Origin of the sequence: Flavobacterium sp. (assembly GCF_047602195.1) — a bacterium.
GTDB lineage: Bacteria > Bacteroidota > Bacteroidia > Flavobacteriales > Flavobacteriaceae > Flavobacterium.
In genome coordinates this window covers 130193-151091 of sequence record NZ_JASGHW010000004.1, presented here as the reverse complement: position 1 = coordinate 151091, position 20899 = coordinate 130193, and the positions used below count along the sequence as shown (strand labels likewise).

Below are 20899 nucleotides of genomic sequence, written 5' to 3'. Positions count from 1 at the left end.
TCCCCCGGTCTTATGGGACCGGGGCGTTGGGCACAAAACATACACACATGAAGAAAATCTATTTCGCGGCCCTCTTGCTTGTATTGGGTCTTTCGGAAGCCGCGGCGCAGCAGGATCCGCACTACACGCAGTACATGTACAACATGAACGTGATCAACCCGGCGTATGCCGGCTCTAAGGAGAACATGTCCTTCGGTCTTTTGTACCGCAAGCAGTGGGTGGACATCGAGGACGCCCCTTCCACGTTCTCCTTCTCGGGCTCGACGCCCGTTGGCAAGAACGTCGGTATCGGTTTGTCGTTGATCAACGACCAGATCGGGCCGGTGGAGGAGACCAACGCCTATGCCGACATCTCCTATACGCTTAACCTTGGGGGGGAGCACCGCCTTGCCTTCGGTATGAAGGCCGGGGCTACGTTCCACAAGGTGGGCCTTTTCTCTAAGATCGGCAACGGCTATGTCCCGGATGCGGGCGACGATGCCTTCGCCGAGGACACCAGCAACACGTTTTTGAACGTGGGTGCGGGCTTTTTCTACTACACGCAGAAGTACTACGTTGCGTTTTCGGTGCCCAACATGCTCAAGAGCACGCACCTGGATTACAACGGCCGCAAGTTCGGTACCGAGAGCCTGCACTACTTCCTGACGGGGGGTTACGTGTTCGATCTCTCCCCGAACACCAAGCTCAAGCCGTTCGCGATGGTCAAGAGCGCCTTCGACGCGCCGGTCTCTTTCGACGCCTCGGTCAACGCCTTGTTCTTCGAGAAGTTCGAGCTTGGGGTTACCTATAGGCTCGAGGACAGCTTCGGCGGTATGGTGGGCTACAACATCACCCCGAACCTGAAGCTTGGCTACGCCTACGACCACATCATCTCGGACCTTAACGTGACCACCCCTTCCTCGCACGAGTTCATCCTTTTGTTCGATTTGAACTTCCCGAAGAAGGTATCGCGTTCGCCACGTTATTTCTAACCCAAAAAGCAGCATAGCACATGAAAAATCTATATACAGCATTGATATTCGCCCTGGCGGGAGCCACCCTTTCTGCACAGAACAAGGACACCCAGAAGGCGGACAAGCTCTTCGAGAAGTACGAATACGTCGACGCGGCCCAGGAATACCTGAAGCTTGTGGACAAGGGCAAGGCCGACAACTACGTCTACCTTCAGCTAGCCGACACGTACTACAACATGTTCAACACGGCCGAGGCGGCCAGGTGGTACGCCAAGGCGACCGAGCAGAAGCAGGACGCGGAGATCTACTACCGCTACGCGCAGATGCTCAAGGCCAACGGCAAGTACGAGGAGTCGAACAAGCAGATGAGGACCTTCGCGCAGATGGCCCCCGGGGACCAGCGTGCCAAGGCGTTCAACGAGAACCCGAACTATGTCCCGAGATTGCTTGACAAGAGCAAGCTCTATGAGGTCAAGCCCTCTGATGTGAGCTCTGACAAGTCGGACTTCGCCGCGGTGCTCTACGACAAGAGCGTATGGTTCGCCTCAGCCCGCAACGGCGCGCGCAAGGACTACGGCTGGAACGAGGAACCTTACCTTGACATCTACCGCGCCGACTACAACGACGACGGTACGATCACCAACGCCGGAACGGTATCGGAACTCAACTCGAAGTGGCACGACGGCCCCGTGACGATCTCGGCCGACGGCAACACGATGTACTTCTCTAGCGAGAGCTTCAAGGAGAAGGAATCGGAAAAGAACAAGAAACTCAACGCCAAGTTCGGGCAGGTATACCTTTTCAAGGCGACCAAGCAGGGGGACAAGTGGGGCGATATCACGCCGCTTCCGTTCAACGACAAGACCTACTCTTGCGCCAACCCGAGCCTGTCGAGGGACGGCAAGACGCTGTATTTCTCCTCGAACATGCCGGGCTCTATGGGCTCTACCGGAGCCACCGACATCTGGAAGGTATCGATAGGTTCGGACGGCAGCTACGGCAAGCCGGAGAACCTTGGGAAGAACATCAACACCGAGGGGGCCGAGAGCTTCCCTTACATATCGGATGACGGCACGGTGCTGTTCTTCGCCTCGGCGGGACGTCCCGGACTGGGCGGCTACGACGTGTTCCAGGCCGATTTGCAGAAGAATACGGAAGCCACCAACCTTGGCAAGCCGGTCAACACCGAGAAGGACGACTTCGCCTTTACGTTCAACAAGCAAAGGAAGACAGGTTTCCTCTCGAGCAACCGCAACGGCAACGACGACATCTTCGTGGTGAGCCCGATCTGCGGGGTGCAGTTGCTGACGGTGGTTACCGACGCCAAGACGGGCAACATCCTTGCCAATGCATCGGTGTCTATCGTTGACGACAGGAAGAACGTGATCGCCACCGAGCAGTCCAACGCCAAGGGCGAGGTGACCTATCGTGTGGAGTGCAACCGCGAGTACACGATCCAGGCCTCGAAGGACGGCTACGAGGGAGCGGGCTTCCCCGTGAAGAAGCAGGACGGCGGCGACCAGAGGGTCGAGGCCAAATTGCAGCCTATCGAGACGATCGTCAAGGAAACGGAGATCGTTTTGAACCCGATCTTCTTCGAGTTCAACAAGTCTAACGTCACGCGCGAGGGTGCCTTCGAGCTGGACAAGCTGGTTCAGGTGATGAAGTCGAACCCGAACTTGACGATATTGGCCAAGTCGCACACGGACAACCGCGGTTCGGACGCGTACAACCTTGCCTTGTCCGACCGACGTGCCAAGAGCACGGTCCAGTACGTGATCTCCAAGGGTATCGCCAAGAGCAGGATCACCGGCAAGGGCTTCGGGGAATCCGAGCCTAAGGCCGACTGCGGGGAGAACTGCACGGAGGAGCAGCATGCACAGAACAGACGCAGCGAGTTCCTGATTGTCAAGTAATATTGAATCACAAAGACAACATAAAAGCCTTCCGAAAGGGAGGCTTTTTTATTAGAACTATGGGCCAATATGGATTCACTCGGTAACGGGAAGGGAAACTAAAGAAAGGACACGGAAGACCGATTTAAAAAGAGCAAACAGAATCTTCATTGCTTGTTTTTTGGCATTGGAAGGTTTCGGATTTGGTTAGCAATGTGCTGTAGAATTTATAGCTGCTACAACGGCGAATAGCAAAAACACCATGCAGGAATTCAGGGTCATACAGTAAAAACGATACACACAATTAACACTTAAATGAGCTCAGTACATTATTTTCAAAGATATTCTCAACCCGAGAACGTAGCAACAAATAACACCTTGCATTTGCTTTCTCGGCTTTACCAACAGTCGCCGAATAAGTTCAAAGGTTTTTTAAATGAACTTTTGGGAGATACCGATTTAGAAGCTGGAATTTTGTTTCATCAACAAATTAAAGGCAAAGGTTCCATACCTGATGGAAACTTGAGTCAGTCGAGTTTCAAAGTTGCTATTGAAACCAAGCTGCACCAGAACTTTTCATTACAGCAACTCACGAGTCACCTCAATAGCTTTTCTAACGAAGAACATAAAATTCTTTTATCGTTAAGCCCACAATTTCCTTCACTGCATTTGAAAAATCAAATCGAAAGCAATGTTCATAGTTTCAATATTACAAACAATGTCAGCATTAAATATTTTCCAACAACGTTTCAGCAAATAGTTGAAAAATTCAATAATATTCTAGAGGATTACGATTTTGAGTTGCAACAATTGATCGACGACTTTGAGAGCTATTGCATCCACGATAAGTTAATTACGGATAGTGAATATAGAATGAGAGCTGTTACCTGTGGATGGACGCTGGATGAAAATTTTGAATATTCCCTCTATTATGATAATGTTAGTGATGGCTATTCCGAACATTCATACGTAGGAATATACAGCAAAAAAAGTATTCGGGGAATTGGCAAATTGACGAATATCATAGAGGCGGATCTCGTTGGTGGAGTATTAAATATTAAAAAAAGCTTACAAACGCCAACGCAAGCGCAGAAGCAAAACATAATTGATGTGATTGCGGCTGCTAAAACAAATAATAATTGGGATATTTCGAAATCGCACAATTTCTTTTGCGTAGATAAATTCTACAGAACAGATTTCAAAAAAGAAACGAAATATCCACTACAAGGGACAAAGTTTTTCAATCTAAAAAAAGAACTTAACCTGACAACATTGCCTTCGACAGAGAAGATTGCCGAATTGTTGAAAAAGGAAACATGGTAAGCACAACCGCAAGCCATGCTCTACTATTGCTAGTTTAAAGCAAAATTTGACGCTTACGCCGACCAAAACCATTTTTCTTGGAAAAGATAAAGCATAAAAAAAGAGGCCCTTAAAGAGCCTCTTTTTGATTGATAGCAATCGAACGGATTAGTTGATCACGATATCGTCGATCTGTGCTGTAGTGGTCACCGCTGGTGTTCCAGAGTGCTCAAACACAAAGAAACCGGTTCCGGTCAAACTGGCCGGGATGTTGTAGGTTCCTGCAGAGTTGAAATTCGCTTCTGAAGCGCCTGAAGCTGGATAAGTAATACCGAAGCTTGCCGTGATGTCGGTGAAATTGGCTACGTTGAATGAACCCAGCGCCGTGTATTGGTCTGAAGTCACATAGTAAACCTTCAAAACTTCACCGGCCATAAACCTCATTTTTTCCTTGAAGGTCATCGTGCTGGCCGCGGTAAAGTCTACCGGGATGAAGATATAAGCCTTGGCTGTTACACCACTGCCACCAAATGAAGTCATCTCGATGTATTTGTTTCCTGAGAATTCTTTGATCTGCCAGTATCTGTTTCCAACAGTTTGGTCGTTTACATAAGCCGGGAAGCTTGTTGCGTTGGCGGCATAGCTTGTAAACGGTTCGTTGAGCGTACCGCTAAAAACGATATTGGTTCCGCCCAGTGGCGCGTGCGCGATGAAACGATCGCCTTGCATATCGATGTCGGCTTCGGTACGTGCGAGGAATTGGTAATCGCCACGGTATTTGGTCAAGACGCCGCGTACTTTTCCGCTTCCGGTTGGTACTCTTTTGTTGGCGAATTTGGCAAACTCACTGGTTCTGAAAATGATGCTTTTTCCAGCCTCGTCCATCAACATCAGGTTGGTTGCCCCTCCGATGGTTGCAGTAGAATTCTCCTGGTAATAGGTTTTTTCTTCACCGCTGTAAGCCGATTCAGTAAACTGAACCCCGTCGAGTTCGATCAGTTTGTTGATGTTGCTGTCGCTCAAAGCCTGCGTGATGGTCAGGTGCTGTACGAGTTGCTCCTCATCGACTTTCTCGCAAGAAGCTTTTACGGTTCTCCTGAATTCCTCCGGAACCAAGCGGCCGATCTGGTCGATGAGCGGGGTGTCCGGATCGTTGTACAAATCACCGATGATCAATGAACCATACGTCTGGTTGAAGTGTCTTCCCTTGAGGTTGACATACACTTTTCTGCCTGGGATGAACTCGGTGTAGATGTTGTACATATCGACCGGGATACTGAAGGCAAGGCTTCCGTCGAGGGTTTGGAACGAAATTGATTTGTAAAAAGTACCTCCTGCATCGCTCGAAGTCACGTAAGCCTCAAGAATGCCGTCTTCGTCATAATATTGTACCGCACCGATGTCGGTTGAATTGGCCGGTGCCAAAGCGTATACGTCAGCAACAGTGGTGGTTGGCGTAGCGGTATAGCAAGTCGCGGCCGGATCTTGGTATCGGTCGTCGTTTTCACAGGCTGAAAAGATTCCCAACGCTGCCAAGGATAAAAGACCCGATTTTATAAGAGTTGATTTCATTTGTCTAGTTTTAGAATATTTTGATATTGTCTACCTGGAATCCTCCGGTTTGTGTAGTCGAGTTGCCTTTGACACGGAAAGCGATGTAAATTTCTCCAGAATATTGAGAAAGATCCACTACGCCAGAGTTTGCAAACTCATAATTTTTTCCGCCGTATCCGATGTATTTTGGCAATCGGAATGTTTTGGTTTCCCAATCGGCAGTCAAAACATTTTCTCCGTCATAGTTCGTAGAAACCAAAAGCTCAAATTTGTTGTCCAATGAAGTGGCGTGGTGCTGGGCCGATTGGAAAATCAATCTTTTGAGTTTGGCATTGTCGATATTGATCGCAGGGCTAACAAGCCATCCGATGTTGGAGGCATTGCCCGAATTGAACGAACTGAATTCGAGGTATACATTATCGTCGAAATCATTGATGAACCAGTTCTTGGTTCCGGCCTCTGCAAAAACAGTCCAGGTATCAAGGTCAAAGCTGTAATCGCCAGACTCACTCACCGTACCGAAATCTTCTGAATAAGTCGCGTAAGCAGTCTCAGGAAGCGCGGTATCATCATCTTCAGAACACCCGGTGAATACACCCGCGAAAAGCAGGGCTACCAGTGTCGATTTTAAATAATTCTTCATCTTTTATAGCAATTAAAAGTTAATGTAAAGGTTTACAAAATAAGTTCTTCCGTAACCAAAGAAATACCTGTTTCCAAAAGCACGAGTGCCGCTGGCGTTGTCTTCGTTGATTTCACGGTAGTTGGCATTTCTGGCCGATTCGAAACCACCGGTTTTGTATACTTCGTCGAGCACGTTGTTGACCGAGGCAAAGAAACCAACGGTTTTCCCTTTGATTCTCCAAGACTTACCACCGGTTAAATTTACCAAATAAAACGGGTCGAATTTCTCCTGCTTCAACAAAAAGTCCGCTCTTTCCGGAGTGGCCTCCGGGAAAGTAATACCGCCTTGGTTAGGCACTTGGTAGAAGTTGTTGGTTCTGAGCAATGGATCGATATCTACGTAAGAATCCGCGAGGTAGTTTCCATTGACGCCCACCCACCAGAAGTGCGGGTCGCGGTATTCCACACCAAACGAATAAGCCTGTTGCGGCATGCCACCTTGCTTGTAGTTTTTCATGTACGATTGACCGAAGTTCACTACCGGGTTCAAACCGGCGGCCTGTCTTCCGTCAACGCTCAATGAAACGTTCGGGTTGTTGTTGTAGATGTACTGTCCGTAAGCGGCAGAACCGGTCAATTTAATCGTAGAAGTCACTTGGTATTCCATACCGAGTTCGGCACCGAGGTTGCGTTTGTCCATGCCTTGGGTGATTTCGGCTACGAATTCGTCTTCGCCGCTGTCGTCGTCCAAAGAAAGTCCTTCAGAATAGAAGAAACCAATTTTGGTTGCATTCTGGATCATTGAGTAGTAACCGGTCAATCTCGCCTTGAATTTAGGCGCGTTGAGGATGTAGCTCACATCGGCACCCGATACGGTTTCGCTTTCGAGACCATCGAGGATGTTGTTGTTCAAACGCGCATTGGTAAAGGTGTTTCTGAGTGAAGGCGCTTTGGTCATGTAAACGGCATTGACGTTGAAGAAGCTTCTTCCAGACAATTTATAAGTCATACCGCCTTTGAAACCAAAGTTGTCAAACTCGGCTTTCTCGCTCTTTCCGTAAGAATTGTTGGCGTACAGACCATTTCTGTACAGACCGTCTCTTTGGTATTCTGTTCTGGTGTAGTTCTGTGCCAGGTAGAAATCGATTTTCTTGTAGGTGAATTTGAATTGCGTAAACGCATCCAAAGTGCTTGCGTACAAAATGTAGTTGTATCCGTAACGGTCGCCTTCGTAAACGGCACGGTTCGGGTTGTTCAAATCCGATTGGTTCTGACCTTCAGAAAATTCGGCGCCTTCGTAGAAACTGTCGGTATCGATGAGCGGATTGTCGCCCAACAAATCGATCATTTTCTGGAAGTTCTCCGAGCGCAACGAACGGAAAGTAGCACCTCCGTTGAAAGAGATGTTGTCGGCCAACTGTGAACTCAAGATCGAGTTGACGGTAATCAAATCGTCTTCGGTGCGGTCTTCGTAAAGCGCGTAAATCGCACGACCGTTGTCCTTGTTGGCGGCATACATACGGTCCCAGTTGATTTGGCTGTTCGACATGAAATCGCCCAATGCACCGGTCGCTTTAATATAGTCGGGTTGCCATACCGGTACGTTGAAAGGATCGTCGAGGTTGTTGTCGTAGTGGTAGTTCAACCAATAGCTAGGCAAGTTTTTGTAGTACGTAGGGTCAGGATTGTTCCCGCCGTTGTAGTCCAAACGCGTGTTGGCGATGTGTCCGGTTTGAAAAGTCACATTGGTGTTCAAATTCGTTTTTGGCGAAATTTTCCAGAAGTGGCTCAGCATGATGATCGGCTCCTCAACATCCTTGTCTCTTGAGTTTCTTTTCTTGCCGTCTTGCCAACCCCAGTAAGAGTTGTATTTTTCGCCTTTAAGGTCGATGGTTTCCTGTGAATTCGGTGAATTCTTGCCACGGCTGTTCTGCGCATAGATCGCCGTGAGGTTCAAGGAATGCTTGCTGTTGAATTTCTTTTCGACACTCGCAAACAAAGAAGCCGCTGCATAATCGGTTCCTTCGAAATACCCCTCGTCGGCCCATCTTCTTCCGGCAGAAACCACAAAGGCCCAGCCGTTGGTGTTCATTCCCGAAGCGTGTGTTCCCATCACCCTCCAGTTGTAATTGGTATTGGTTCCCGCAAACGAGATTCTCGATCCCGGTCTGTAGATCGACGCGCGGGTATTGATTTCCTGCGTACCGAGGATGCCGCCGAAGGTATAATCGGAAGGAGCGGAACCGGTGGTGAATTCCTGGTTTCTGGTCGCGTCGTTGAGTCCGCCCCAGTTGCTCCACTGCGGTCTTCCGTCGTAGATTTTATTCATGACAACCCCATTGATCATGGTAGTCGCGTACTCATTGTCAAGGCCACGGATTCTGTAACGCGCCTGGCCCCAGTTGAAAGCGGCCGTTTGTTGGAACGCGTCGCGCGAAGCCTGAAGCAATCCTGCGGTACTTTCCGAACCACTGTTGTCATCGCCCAAATCGTTCTCGGTGATGGTGATGAGGCTGAGCTGTTGTTCTTCGGTCTGGTCTTCTTCGAGGACAACGATTCCCAAGTCGAGAATTTTCCCCTTTACGATTTCAACCTGAAGCAATTGCTCTTTGTAACCTTGCGTTTTGATCTGCAATAATTGATTTCCGGCAGCGATGTCAGAGAAGGTGAATTTACCAGTGGCATCGGTCAACTGGGTCAAATTGGTGTTCTGAATCGTAGCAACCACATTTTGCAATGGTTGTTGCGTCTTCGAATCGACCACTTTACCCGAAACACCGGTTCCGGTCTGGGCGAATGCCAAAACGACTTGCATTACAAATAGAGTACTAATAACAAGTTTTTTCATAAATAAAAATTAGTTTAATTTTCCTTTTTTGTAAGTTAATAAAAACTTAACAGCCGACAAATGTACATCTTTTAATAACATTACATACCTTTGGCGCGAAAATTATAGCAAAGTTCACCATAATTTAATATGTGATTTATGAGGATTAAAAGATTTATCGCCCTGTTTTTTGTTATATTCGCAATTCAGGCGTCAAAAGCACAGCAAAAAAAATTTATTGTTCATACGGTCGCATTCTACAACTTGGAGAACCTTTTTGACACCATCAACCAAGCCAACAACGACGAAGAGTGGTTGCCCAATGGCGCACAAAACTGGACTTCGGCCAAATACAAGCAAAAGCTCAAGAACATGGCGCGTGTCATTGCTGAAATCGGCACGGGCGAGAATCCAAACAATTCACCTACTTTAATCGGTGGGGCCGAAATCGAAAACCGCTTCGTACTCGAGGACCTGGTCAAGGAACCGGCACTCCTTAATAAGGACTACGGCATCGTGCATTTCGACTCCCCGGACAAAAGGGGAATCGACGTGGCTTTGCTCTACCAGAAAAAGCACTTCAAGCCAACGAGTTACAAAAATATCCCGCTCTACATCTACAACGATGTACAGAACACCAAAGAAAAAACTGAAAAAGAGGAAGCCACCGATGACAAATCGGCCGAAGACCTTGCCTCCAAAAGAGTCTACACCCGCGACCAGTTGCTCGTGACCGGATTGCTCGACGGGGATGAAGTGAGCATCATCGTCAACCACTGGCCCTCGCGTTCGGGCGGGGAAAAGAAAAGCAGCCCGTTCCGTGAAGCCGCCGGGAGACTCAACCGCCAGATCATCGACTCGCTTTATAAAATCAATCCGAACGCCAAGATCATCACCATGGGCGACTTGAACGACGGGCCTTACAACAAAAGTGTCAAGGTCGAACTCGGTGCCAAGCTCAAGCGCGACGACCTCAAACAGGGCGACATCTACAACCCGTTCGAACAGATGCAGAAAGAAGGCAACGCGACCTTGTTCTACCGCGACGCGGGCGACATTTTCGACCAAATCATGATTTCAGAACCGCTCGCGCGCAAGGACTATTCGTCGTTCCGTTACTGGAAAGCCGGAATCTACAACAAACCCTACCTGATCCAGACCACCGGCCAATACAAAGGTTATCCGCTCAGGCACGGGGCCAACGAAGTGGGCTTTAGCGACCACTTCCCGGTGTACATTTACTTGATCAAGGAAGTGAAATAATTACAGCAAACAATATTTCAAGGTCGGTTCATCCGGCCTTTTTTATTTTCGTAAATTAGCGACACAACTTCAGTAAAACCGAAAACCATGAAGCCGTTCAACCTCCACCAATGGATCGAAGAAAACCGCCACCTCTTGAAACCGCCCGTCGGCAATAAAAATATGTACCCAGATTCGGGCGATTATATCGTCATGGTGGTCGCCGGACCGAACGCGCGCAAGGACTATCATTACAACGAAACCGAAGAATTGTTTTACCAACTCGAGGGTTCGATCAAGGTTATCGTACAAGAAAACGGGCAGCGCAAGGAAATGGAACTCCACGCCGGAGACCTGTACCTGCATCCGGCCAAGATGCCGCATTCGCCTGTGCGTTCCGAGAATTCCATCGGATTGGTCATCGAACGCAAACGCGCCGGCAAAGGTTTTACCGACGGTTTGTTGTGGTTCTGTGACCACTGCAACCACAAACTGCACGAGGTTTATTTCGAGCTGCACGACATCGAAAAGGATTTCTTGCCGCACTACCAGCATTTTTACAAGTCCGAAGATTTGCGTACCTGTAAGCAATGCGGGACCGTCATGCCTACCGACCCGCGTTATATGCAGTAATTTCGGCTGTTGAAAACCCGCTTGCCGGAGCTTCCGTTTTTTGTCTGACCAATATTCTGATAAATTCGTTACATTTGGGACTTTGAATGACCAACCCAAACCATCCATGTTCAGATTGCCCCAACTGATCCGCCTGCTATTTTTCCTTTTTGTTTTTTCAGCCGGTTTTGCCCAGAACAGGAATGTCGATTCCTTGAAGGTCGTATTGGCCAATCCCAAGATCAATGATACGGCCCGCATCGGCACCCTGCTCGCGCTCATGGACCATACGATTACCTGGAGCAAGGAACACATGGGCTATGTGTACCAATTGGAACCGATTTTTCGAAAAGGGCTGGAAATCAAGCACAGCAAACCCGAAGTAAAGGAAAAATACCATTATGCGGCGGCCGTTTATTATTACAACGTCGCCAAAAAAGAATCGATCGACGGCAAGGGCAATCCGCCGGCGCATTTTGATGAAGCCATGAAGTATTTCAAATTGGCCCACGAAGAAAAGGCGGCCAATATCGCGATGGTCAGCAAAGGCGCGCATTACCTTAAACTCGCCAATTATCCCAAAGCCTTCGAATGTTATTTCCTTGCGCTCAAATTCTACGAAAGCATCAACAACGAGTCCGGCATTGCCAACGTCAACAAAGAGATCGGGGGCGCACGATTGGTACAGCGCGAATGGCAAAAAGCAATCGGGCATCTTCAAAAAGCCCTCAAGTATTATGACGTGCCGGTTTCCACGATGTACATCGGCGACCGCTATGAAGTCAGCGTCATTTACAACAACCTGGGCGTGGCCTACAACGGCCTGGGTAAATTCGAAGAAGCGCACCAGTGTTTCCTCAAGGCCCATGATTTTATCAAACGCAACAACGACCCGTCGACCGAAAGCATCATACTGGTCAAGCTTGCAGGCTCAAGTGCCGATCTGGCCCGACCCGCCGATACGCAACGTTACCTGCAACAGGCGCTCGAATTGAGCAAGACAGATGCATCAAGACAAATGGTGTACACCAAGGCGGCCGATATTTACTACCGGAACAAGAATTACGACAAGGCCGCCGAATATGGCGAATTGGCTTATGTCATGCTCAAGGAAACCAAAAGCATCCACCCGATGACCGCGCTGAGCACGATCCTGTACAAAATATACAAAGAAAGCGGACAATATGAAAAGGCGCTCAAAATGTATGAAGTATCGATGACGCTCAAGGATTCGACCCAATTGGAATCGTCCAAAAACGAACTCGCCCAGCGCCAATTGAAGTACGATTTCGAGAAAAAGGAACTGCAGCAAAAAATACTGCAGCAAAAGAAACTCGAGGCGCTCAAACTCGAGGCGGCCAAGGAAAAAGCCATGGAAGCGTCGAGGAACAAACTCGAGCAGCAGCAGCTTCGGTACGATTTCGAGAAACGACAGCTCAACGAAAAACTGACCCAGGGAAAGAAACTCACGGCCATCAAGCTCGAGTCGCAAAAGAAAACGGCTGCGATCAAACTCGAGGGCGAAAGGAAGGCCGCGGTCAAAAACAATTGGCTCATTGGTCTATCGGGCATCCTTTTACTGATCGTGCTCGGCGGTATTTTCTATTACCGCAACAGCCGCCAGAAACAGTCGATCGCGGTGCTCGAGAAAAACCAGATCAAGCAAAAGCTGCTCGTCACGCAGATGAACCCGCATTTCATCTTCAACTCGGTGCACAACATCCGCAACCTGATCGACAACCATCAAAACAAGGATGCGGTCAAATACCTCGACAAATTTGCAGTGCTCACGCGCCAAATCCTCGAGCATTCCAACGAGAATTACATTTCGCTCGAGGAAGAAGTCGACATGATCCGCAATTACCTCATGATCCAACAGTTGCTCTACAACCACAAGTTTGACTTTGAGGTGTCGGTCGAGGAAGACATCGATACCGAATCGACTTTCCTGCCGCCGATGCTCACCCAGCCGTTTATCGAAAACGCGATCAAGCACGGTTTGGGCAACAAGGCGGCCAATGGCAGGGTCGAGGTGCGTTTTTTCCTCGATGCGGGCAAACTGTTCTTTGAGGTCACCGACAACGGGCAAGGTTTCGATGCCACCAAAGTCACGACCAACCACAAATCACTCGCGATGACCATCACCAAGGAGCGCCTGGTGGGCTATACCAAAAACCAGGACTTCAACGTGCAGACCGACAACATCAAGGACCAGCATGAAAACATCGTCGGTGCCAAGGTGCGTTTCGAAATCCCTTATATTTACGAAAATTAAAACATGGTACGAGCGGTTGTTATTGACGATATGGACGGGATACGCAAAGACAATGTGGCATTGATCAAAGCCCATTGCCCGAACGTATCGATTATTGGACAGGCCGATTCGGTCGAATCAGGCATTGCACTGATCAAACAAGTGGCCCCCGAACTGGTGTTCCTCGACGTCGAGATGCCCGACGGCACGGGATTCGATTTGCTCCAAAAGCTAAAGCCATTCGATTTCAAGGTGATTTTTGTGACCGGTTATGAAGATTTTGCGATCCGTGCGTTCCGCTTTTCGGCCATCGACTACCTGCTCAAGCCACTCAGGGCCACCGATTTGGTAGAGGCCGTGCAAAAAGCCGAGGAATCCTTGAACAACGAGGTGCTCGAGCTCAAGCTCAACAACCTGTTCGCCAATCTCGAACGCCCCAAAAACCTGCAAAAACTGGTGCTCAAAACCACCGACAAGATCTATTCGGTCAACATACAGGACATCGTGCACTGCGAATCCGACAAAAATTATACGACTTTCCATTTCATCAATGCGCCGCAACTCGTCGTTTCGACCAACCTCAAGGAATACGATACGATGCTGACGCCGTACCAATTTTTCAGGACACACAAATCGCATTTGATCAACATGGCTTATTTCGACCATTTTGTCAAATCCGAAGGCGGCAATACGATCGTGATGAAAAACAAGACCAGCATCCCACTATCGGTGCGCAAAAAAGACGAATTCCTCATTTTGCTCGACCAGTTGTAAGGCCGTTTTTACCCCAAAACGTTGTTCCGTCGTTTCCCGACGTTAATAGTCCAAAAACCGACGTTGGTTCATTGGCCAAAATTCCCATGCGCGTTTGTTTTATTATTGCAGCGTAAAAATGCAAAACGATGAAAACAGCACTCAAAATTTCGGTAGCCCTGGGCTTGATTTCAATCCGAAGTGCCCGTTCGATTTACCGGGGCCTGCTTTTGCGCGAGCAGATCAAGCAGCAAAACAAGGAACAGGCAAACCATGCCGCACTCCCATTACCGAAAATGATACGCCACGGCGGCATTAACACCCAATCCATTGAAATCACCCAAGTACTTAATCGACAGAAGGTGTTTTAATAGGAAAAACTAAGAATAGTTGTACAAACCCATATTAAGACTTATGTTTGCGTCCCAAAAAATCTGCATTACAAGCCCAATAAAATAGGTGTTTTTCTATAAAACATTGACAATCAATAAAATCAAAAAAAATAAACATCGGTGTTTCTGGCCTGGTTGCCGGTGCTTACCTGGTGCAATCGGATACAGGTACCAACAGTTCGTCCAAAAATGATCAAACAATAAAACCTAACAATTACCTTTATATGAGAAAACTCTATCTATTGCTCTGCACTGTTTTTACCGCGGCGGTATTCGGTCAGAACTACAATTACACGCTGTACCATCCGTCGAATTCGGCGATTGCGTCGGCCAACATCTATGACATCGAAATTGATGGCAGCGGCAATCTTTGGCTGGCCACCAACGAGGCACTCACGATGTTCAACGGAACTACTTTTACCAATTACTCGGGCCTTCAATCGGGAATCGAAATCTGGGGCTTGCGCAAGATTGCCATCGATGGGCTCAACCGCAAATGGATCACGACCGTACAAAACGGCTTGATCATGTACAACGGCACGACCTGGACCAATTACCGAATGGACAATTCGGGCATCCCGAGCAACGTCATCAACGACGTCGCGGTCGATGCTTCGAACAACGTTTGGCTTGCGACCTACAGCGGACTCGCCAAGTTCAACGGTACGACCTGGACCGTGTACAACGGCACGAATTCCCCGATCCTGGGCGGTGCAGTCAATTCAGTAGCGACCAGCGGAAATACGGTTTATTTGACCAACGAGGGTACGTTGCGCAAACTCGTCGGCAGCACGTTTTCGATCTTGGGCGACCAGGCCAAGGAAATCAGACGCATTGTGGGCAACGATATGTATGTTGAAAAATACGGCGGTTACCTCAAATACACCAATGAAGATGTGACTTTTGGTGTCGACTATCAAAACTCGTGCATGCTCGACTGTCAGATGGGCGGCCTCGATGTAGACCAAAACGGCAAGGTCTGGATCGGCTATTCTCGTGAATGCGAGAGCGGCGGCTTGCAAAATTTCACCGATTGCGCGAGCTACATTCCGGCAACACCGGGTGCGAGCTTCGAATACACCAGTTGTCTCGAAGTGGTCAACTCTAATACCATCTGGATTGGAACCTATGAAAACGGTTTGGTTAAAATGACCGCACCGGCAGGAACCTGCAACGCGCCGAGCAATTTGACGGTCGGTACCACTACTTCTACAACGGCTTCGTTTAGCTGGACCGCCGCTTCGCCTGCGCCAAACGGCTATGCGGTATTGATCAACAACTCGCCTACGATCGGAGGAACTCCTTATTATACGACCTCGACCTCGATTACAATCGATGGCCTCAGCCCGAATTCTGACTATTACTTTTGGGTGGCTTCGAATTGCGGAAACGGCCAAAGTCAATGGGTTTCCGGAGGCTTTTTCAACACGCCGATTCCACCGCCATGCTTTGTAAAAATGTCCAACGGCGACAACCACACACTGGCCATCAAGGCCGACGGCTCGCTTTGGGGTTGGGGACTCAACGACGAATACCAATTGGGATTGGGTGTGACCGGAAACAAGAATACACCGCAACGCATCGGGATCGCCAACAACTGGGTCGCGGTAGCAGCGTCTGCATACCACAGTTTGGCACTCAAATCAGACGGAACGCTTTGGGCTTGGGGACAAAACAACGGAGGTCAGTTGGGAATCAATTCAACGACGGCAGCGATGGTGCCGACCCAAGTCGGTACTGCCAACAATTGGGCTAAAATTGCAACGGGCGGCGAAATTTCGATGGCCATCAAAACCGACGGGACTTTGTGGGTTTGGGGTAATGGCGTTCTCGGATTCGGAGACTTCCATACCTTTTTGGTACCAACACAACTCGGTACAGCGACCTATAAAGAAGTCTCCACCGGCGGCGGACATACGCTTGCGATCAGAACCAACAATACGTTGTGGGCTTGGGGTTGGAACAACTTGGGATCGGTGGGCATTAACAATACATCGACGACCGTGGTTTACACACCAACGGCAATCGGCACCGCTTCTTGGAAATATGTCGAGGCCAACCAAGCCGTGAGCTACGCCATCAAGACCGACGGCACGCTTTGGGCTTGGGGCGTAAACGAACAGGGTCAATTGGGCTTGGGCACAACAGCGAGTGCCAATGCGCCGACGCAAATCGGCACATCAAACCTTTGGTCTAAAATCCAATATGGCATCGGTTCCACAATGGCCATTCGCACCGACGGCTCGCTTTGGGGCTGGGGATCGAATACCCAAGGCCAATTGGGCACCGGGGATGTCAATTTCCGTCCAACACCGGTACGCATCGGATTTGCCAACGACTGGACCGAAGCCGGTGGCGGCGACCGTTACGGCATCTACCTCAAAACCAACGGCGATGCCCACACCGCAGGCTGGAGTCCGCAAGGACAAATGGGTCTCGGACCGAACGCGCTGCACACGACCATGGTGCAGATTGCCTGCCCGACATCAACCCTGGAAACCGAAGATTTCGAAACGGCAGCCCAAATGAAAGTCTATCCGAACCCGGTCAAAGACCAATTGCAGCTTTCTTACGATTCGAAAATCTCGACCGTGGTTCTCTACAACCTGCTCGGTCAGGAAGTAATTGCCAAAACCCTCAATGCCAATGAAGGTACTGTCGATGTTTCGCACTTGTCTGCCGGAACCTACCTCGTAAGGGTTGTTGCAGGCGATGAGGTGAAAACCGCGAAAGTCATCAAACAATAGTAGTTAGGTTTTTAATAGTTCAAAATCCCAAATTCTTCGGAGTTTGGGATTTTTTGTTTGGGGGAGCCGGTCCCGAAGCGTCGGGATGCTGTCCGCTCTATCTTTTGCTTTTTAAAGAAAAAGCAAAAGGATGCCACTTTCACCGGGGCTAGGGCATCCGTTTCCAAACGAAATGTCAATTATTAACTATTAATTATTCATTATTAACTACTTTTGCGTCCGAAAACGATATCACGAATAAAACAATATAGATTATGACAACGACAATCGCAGAACAATTCGGTATGACCGAAGCCCTCGCACAACTTGGCGTAAAAGCCATCAACGAAGGAACTTCAACCGGACAAAATAATTTTGCCTCAGGCGAGCTTCTCGAATCCTATTCACCCGTAGACGGCCAATTGATCGGTAAGGTAAAAATGTCTACCGCCGCCGATTACGAAAAAGCCATGCAGGCGGCTACAGAAGCATTCAAGACGTTCCGTTTGATGCCGGCACCGCAACGCGGCGAAATCGTACGCCAATTCGGGGAAAAACTCAGAAAACACAAAGAAGCCTTGGGCAAACTCGTTTCTTATGAAATGGGCAAATCGTTGCAGGAAGGTTACGGAGAAGTTCAGGAAATGATCGACATCTGTGATTTCGCAGTCGGTTTGTCGCGCCAGTTGCACGGACTCACGATGCATTCGGAGCGTCCGGGCCACCGCATGTACGAGCAATACCATCCACTCGGAATCGTCGGAATCATTTCGGCCTTCAACTTCCCGGTGGCGGTTTGGTCCTGGAACACGGCCTTGGCTTGGATCGCCGGAGACGTTTGCATCTGGAAACCATCCGAGAAAACCCCTTTGTGCGGCATCGCCTGCCAAAACATCATCGCCGAGGTATTGAAAGAAAATAACCTTCCGGAGGGCATTTCTTGCCTCATCAACGGCGACTATAAAATCGGGGAATTGATGACCGCCGATACGAGAATTCCACTCGTTTCCGCAACGGGTTCAACAAGAATGGGTAAAATCGTGGCGCAAGCCGTGGCAGGTCGTCTCGGAAAATCATTGCTCGAACTCGGCGGCAACAACGCCATCATCGTCACACCGGATGCCGACATCAAAATGACGGTAATCGGAGCGGTGTTCGGAGCCGTTGGAACAGCAGGACAAAGATGTACGTCCACGCGTCGTCTGATCATCCACGAAAGCATTTACGATAAAGTAAAAGACGCGATCGTGAACGCCTATGACCAACTCCGTATCGGAAACCCACTCGACCAGAACAACCACGTCGGGCCGCTGATCGATACGCACGCCGTGGAATTGTACAACAAAGCACTTGATAAAGTCGTAGCCGAAGGCGGTAAAATTCTCGTTCCGGGCGGCGTATTGTCGGGCGAAGGTTACGAAAGCGGTTGCTATGTCAAACCAGCGATCGCCGAGGCTGACAATTCATTTGAAATCGTACAGCACGAGACCTTCGCGCCGGTATTGTACCTGCTCAAATATTCAGGCGAAGTAGAAAATGCAATCGCGTTGCAGAATGGTGTGGCGCAGGGACTTTCTTCGGCCATCATGACCAACAATTTGCGCGAAGCCGAGCGTTTCCTTTCCGTAGCCGGATCAGATTGCGGAATCGCCAACGTCAACATCGGAACTTCGGGTGCCGAAATCGGCGGGGCTTTCGGTGGCGAAAAAGAAACCGGCGGCGGACGCGAATCGGGATCGGATGCCTGGAAAATCTACATGAGAAGACAAACCAACACCATCAATTACACCACGAGCCTGCCATTGGCACAGGGCATTAAGTTCGATTTGTAAAAAAATGCTTCGCGCGACGCAACCATTGCCCTCGCGCGACGTCTTACCAATAACTTAGTAATTGGGTTAATAATACACACGGAAAGACCGGCTTACTCTTGAGCCGGTTTTTTTACGCAACCAATTTTCGTAACTTGCATCTCACAAGCAATACTTATTCAGAAAGTTATGAAAAAAATACTGATGCTGTTGTGCCTGTCATCGTTGCTGATGTCGCACACTTGTACCGACGATGACCGTTACTATTACCATGATTATCCTTGCACCGAAGAAGCGCGCGCCGGACTCAATGTCAATGTAAGCCTCAACGGAAACCCCAATGTCAGCGCGGACGGGATTACCGTTACCGCCCGTTCCGGCAATTACATCGAGGATTTATTTCCGAATATTCCCGATACGCCCAGTTTTTCGGGCGCCTACGAACGCGCCGGCAATTATATCATTACCGTGAGCAAACAAGGCTATGAAACTTTTGTGTCCAATCCCGTTCGGGTAGAACGCGATGAATGCCATGTGATCCCGAGGATTATTTCGGTCAACCTGATTCCAGAAAATTAAGCATAAAAAAACCCGCAATTGAAGCGGGTTTTTCATTTATAAGAGGATCGGTTTAGAAATTGAATGACGCCCCGATATTGAACACAAACTGGTTGTTGTATTGCTCTACGCCATGTGCCGAACCGCCATATTTGGTGATTGGGATTCCGGCCTCGCTGAATACGCCGAAACCGTCGGTAAAGAAATAACGGAAACCGAGGTGCGTACCGAAATTGCGCAAACCGAGGTTCAATCCCGGATAGACATCCATTGCATCGGGCAAACCGATTACGTTGCCAAGGTTCGCATTGAAACGGAATTTGGCATCGAACTTATCGGTAAAATCCGGTTCTTCGGATGCGGCATACGGGAATCCGAATCCATCGCGTTTGATTTCAACCTGGTCATCGGCCGCCAAAAGATAAGTCGCCGAAAAACCGTAGGAAATGTTTTCCCCGAGTCCGAAATCGGCCGAAGCGTGGATACCGGTACCGCCGCTCTGGATGTTGGCCGCCACCTGGAATTTCTTGTCCCCTTTGCCATTGTAGGCTTTTTGCGCGTGGGCGAAAAATGCCGCAGCCAAAAACAACACTGTAAAAACTTTTTTCATGTTTGGAATATTTGAATTAGCGGTGCAAATGTAACAAGTTTCCTTACAAATTTCGCCCATTTTCATTCGGATAAAGTTGCGGCAGCGGATCGCTTTGCCAAAATTGCTTGGTTTCGATGTCCATAATCGTGAGCGGACCATGGAAAGCGGCGCCCGTATCGAGGTTCCAAACGTTGGCGCGCCTGACCGGAATGGTTTGGCCGATTCGCGTCACCGGGGTATGCCCGATGTAAATTTCTTTATAAAGCAAGAACCGTCGTGGATAGGAAGGATCGTCTTTTTCCATCTGTGGGTCGAGCGCGAGCGCGGTTTCCCAAAGAGTGCGGTCCCAATACAACAGCCGTGGAAAATGTTTGAGCAATACCCCGTGCAGGCTCGTGAAGCCGGCATGCACGAACAATCGGTTTTGCTCGTCAAGGTAATAATCCTGCAGTGATTCGAGAAAGGCGATGTGTTTTTTGCGGTCGGATGCGGAAATGTTTTCGTAGGCCAATATGGTTACGCCGCCACCATGTTTGTTCCACAGTACATTTTCATCGGCCCCGTTGAGCCATTGCCACAAGAGTTCGTCGTGGTTGCCGCGCATGAAAATGCAGTCCTGTTTGGTCCTGAAATCCATCAGGAAATCAATGAGTTGCGGCGTCTGGCTCCAGCCATCGGCATAGTCGCCCAGGAAAATGATTTGGTCTTCGGGCGAGAGGCCGGCGCGTTCAAAAACCTGCTGTAAAGCAAGTAGTCCGCCGTGAATATCGCCAATGACAAGGGTTCTTTTCATATTTTAAAGCT

Annotated in this window: 16 protein-coding genes; 11 read left to right on the top strand and 5 right to left on the bottom strand. The window is 49.1% G+C overall.

The window, feature by feature from the left end:
* Nucleotides 1–47: 47 nt before the first annotated feature.
* From QM717_RS07120 to QM717_RS07110, 3 genes are all read left to right on the top strand, one after another.
* Entirely contained in the window at nucleotides 48–971 is a 924-nt protein-coding gene (locus QM717_RS07120; protein ID WP_415036289.1) for a type IX secretion system membrane protein PorP/SprF, read from the top strand.
* 20 nt (nucleotides 972–991) lie between these two features.
* On the top strand, nucleotides 992–2869 hold the full coding sequence (locus QM717_RS07115) for an OmpA family protein (RefSeq protein ID WP_415036287.1): 1878 nt from the start codon (nucleotides 992–994) through the stop codon (nucleotides 2867–2869).
* A 294-nt stretch (nucleotides 2870–3163) separates the two neighbouring features.
* Entirely contained in the window at nucleotides 3164–4171 is a 1008-nt protein-coding gene (locus tag QM717_RS07110) for a hypothetical protein (RefSeq protein ID WP_415036285.1), read from the top strand.
* 147 nt (nucleotides 4172–4318) lie between these two features.
* Here QM717_RS07110 and QM717_RS07105 read toward each other — a convergent pair whose 3' ends face one another.
* The 3 genes from QM717_RS07105 to QM717_RS07095 are packed head-to-tail and all read right to left on the bottom strand — an operon-like array spanning nucleotide 4319 to nucleotide 9176.
* Nucleotides 4319–5722, bottom strand: a complete 1404-nt coding sequence (locus QM717_RS07105; protein ID WP_415036283.1) for a DUF5689 domain-containing protein — start codon at nucleotides 5720–5722, stop codon at nucleotides 4319–4321.
* Nucleotides 5723–5732: 10 nt separating this feature from the next.
* Nucleotides 5733–6347 (bottom strand): DUF5017 domain-containing protein, encoded by a 615-nt coding sequence (locus tag QM717_RS07100; RefSeq protein ID WP_415036281.1) that lies wholly within the window; start codon nucleotides 6345–6347, stop codon nucleotides 5733–5735.
* A 12-nt stretch (nucleotides 6348–6359) separates the two neighbouring features.
* Nucleotides 6360–9176 carry a carboxypeptidase-like regulatory domain-containing protein gene (locus tag QM717_RS07095; RefSeq protein WP_415036280.1) on the bottom strand — a complete coding sequence of 939 codons (2817 nt, stop codon included), beginning with the start codon at nucleotides 9174–9176 and terminating at the stop codon, nucleotides 6360–6362.
* Between the two features lie 138 nt (nucleotides 9177–9314).
* Between QM717_RS07095 and QM717_RS07090 the strand changes: the two genes are divergently transcribed.
* From QM717_RS07090 to QM717_RS07055, 8 genes are all read left to right on the top strand, one after another.
* The gene (locus QM717_RS07090; RefSeq protein ID WP_415036278.1) at nucleotides 9315–10418 is read left to right on the top strand and encodes an endonuclease/exonuclease/phosphatase family protein; all 1104 of its coding nucleotides are present in this window, start codon (nucleotides 9315–9317) and stop codon (nucleotides 10416–10418) included.
* An 87-nt stretch (nucleotides 10419–10505) separates the two neighbouring features.
* Nucleotides 10506–11030, top strand: a complete 525-nt coding sequence (locus QM717_RS07085; protein ID WP_415036276.1) for a 3-hydroxyanthranilate 3,4-dioxygenase — start codon at nucleotides 10506–10508, stop codon at nucleotides 11028–11030.
* Nucleotides 11031–11136: 106 nt separating this feature from the next.
* Nucleotides 11137–13284, top strand: coding sequence for a histidine kinase (locus QM717_RS07080; RefSeq protein WP_415036274.1), 2148 nt, complete (start codon nucleotides 11137–11139; stop codon nucleotides 13282–13284).
* Nucleotides 13285–13287: 3 nt separating this feature from the next.
* Nucleotides 13288–14037 carry a LytR/AlgR family response regulator transcription factor gene (locus QM717_RS07075; RefSeq protein ID WP_415036272.1) on the top strand — a complete coding sequence of 250 codons (750 nt, stop codon included), beginning with the start codon at nucleotides 13288–13290 and terminating at the stop codon, nucleotides 14035–14037.
* Between the two features lie 128 nt (nucleotides 14038–14165).
* Entirely contained in the window at nucleotides 14166–14387 is a 222-nt protein-coding gene (locus tag QM717_RS07070) for a hypothetical protein (RefSeq protein WP_415036270.1), read from the top strand.
* Between the two features lie 245 nt (nucleotides 14388–14632).
* Nucleotides 14633–17155 carry a T9SS type A sorting domain-containing protein gene (locus tag QM717_RS07065; RefSeq protein ID WP_415036268.1) on the top strand — a complete coding sequence of 841 codons (2523 nt, stop codon included), beginning with the start codon at nucleotides 14633–14635 and terminating at the stop codon, nucleotides 17153–17155.
* Nucleotides 17156–17409: 254 nt separating this feature from the next.
* Complete coding sequence (locus tag QM717_RS07060; protein WP_415036266.1) at nucleotides 17410–18966, top strand: aldehyde dehydrogenase family protein; 1557 nt, start codon at nucleotides 17410–17412, stop codon at nucleotides 18964–18966.
* 168 nt (nucleotides 18967–19134) lie between these two features.
* Nucleotides 19135–19524, top strand: coding sequence for a carboxypeptidase-like regulatory domain-containing protein (locus QM717_RS07055; RefSeq protein WP_415036264.1), 390 nt, complete (start codon nucleotides 19135–19137; stop codon nucleotides 19522–19524).
* A 52-nt stretch (nucleotides 19525–19576) separates the two neighbouring features.
* Here QM717_RS07055 and QM717_RS07050 read toward each other — a convergent pair whose 3' ends face one another.
* On the bottom strand, nucleotides 19577–20113 hold the full coding sequence (locus QM717_RS07050; RefSeq protein ID WP_415036262.1) for a DUF6646 family protein: 537 nt from the start codon (nucleotides 20111–20113) through the stop codon (nucleotides 19577–19579).
* A 43-nt stretch (nucleotides 20114–20156) separates the two neighbouring features.
* Nucleotides 20157–20888, bottom strand: coding sequence for a metallophosphoesterase (locus QM717_RS07045; RefSeq protein WP_415036260.1), 732 nt, complete (start codon nucleotides 20886–20888; stop codon nucleotides 20157–20159).
* Between the last annotated feature and the right edge of the window lie 11 nt (nucleotides 20889–20899).

Coding starts and splice junctions, on each gene's coding strand:
- QM717_RS07060 (WP_415036266.1), top strand. CDS start 17,410: ATGACAACGACAATCGCAGAACAATTCGGTATGACCGAAGCCCTCGCA.
- QM717_RS07065 (WP_415036268.1), top strand. CDS start 14,633: ATGAGAAAACTCTATCTATTGCTCTGCACTGTTTTTACCGCGGCGGTA.
- QM717_RS07090 (WP_415036278.1), top strand. CDS start 9,315: ATGAGGATTAAAAGATTTATCGCCCTGTTTTTTGTTATATTCGCAATT.
- QM717_RS07085 (WP_415036276.1), top strand. CDS start 10,506: ATGAAGCCGTTCAACCTCCACCAATGGATCGAAGAAAACCGCCACCTC.
- QM717_RS07095 (WP_415036280.1), bottom strand. CDS start 9,176: ATGAAAAAACTTGTTATTAGTACTCTATTTGTAATGCAAGTCGTTTTG.
- QM717_RS07105 (WP_415036283.1), bottom strand. CDS start 5,722: ATGAAATCAACTCTTATAAAATCGGGTCTTTTATCCTTGGCAGCGTTG.
- QM717_RS07050 (WP_415036262.1), bottom strand. CDS start 20,113: ATGAAAAAAGTTTTTACAGTGTTGTTTTTGGCTGCGGCATTTTTCGCC.
- QM717_RS07055 (WP_415036264.1), top strand. CDS start 19,135: ATGAAAAAAATACTGATGCTGTTGTGCCTGTCATCGTTGCTGATGTCG.
- QM717_RS07115 (WP_415036287.1), top strand. CDS start 992: ATGAAAAATCTATATACAGCATTGATATTCGCCCTGGCGGGAGCCACC.
- QM717_RS07110 (WP_415036285.1), top strand. CDS start 3,164: ATGAGCTCAGTACATTATTTTCAAAGATATTCTCAACCCGAGAACGTA.
- QM717_RS07075 (WP_415036272.1), top strand. CDS start 13,288: ATGGTACGAGCGGTTGTTATTGACGATATGGACGGGATACGCAAAGAC.
- QM717_RS07045 (WP_415036260.1), bottom strand. CDS start 20,888: ATGAAAAGAACCCTTGTCATTGGCGATATTCACGGCGGACTACTTGCT.
- QM717_RS07120 (WP_415036289.1), top strand. CDS start 48: ATGAAGAAAATCTATTTCGCGGCCCTCTTGCTTGTATTGGGTCTTTCG.
- QM717_RS07070 (WP_415036270.1), top strand. CDS start 14,166: ATGAAAACAGCACTCAAAATTTCGGTAGCCCTGGGCTTGATTTCAATC.
- QM717_RS07100 (WP_415036281.1), bottom strand. CDS start 6,347: ATGAAGAATTATTTAAAATCGACACTGGTAGCCCTGCTTTTCGCGGGT.
- QM717_RS07080 (WP_415036274.1), top strand. CDS start 11,137: ATGTTCAGATTGCCCCAACTGATCCGCCTGCTATTTTTCCTTTTTGTT.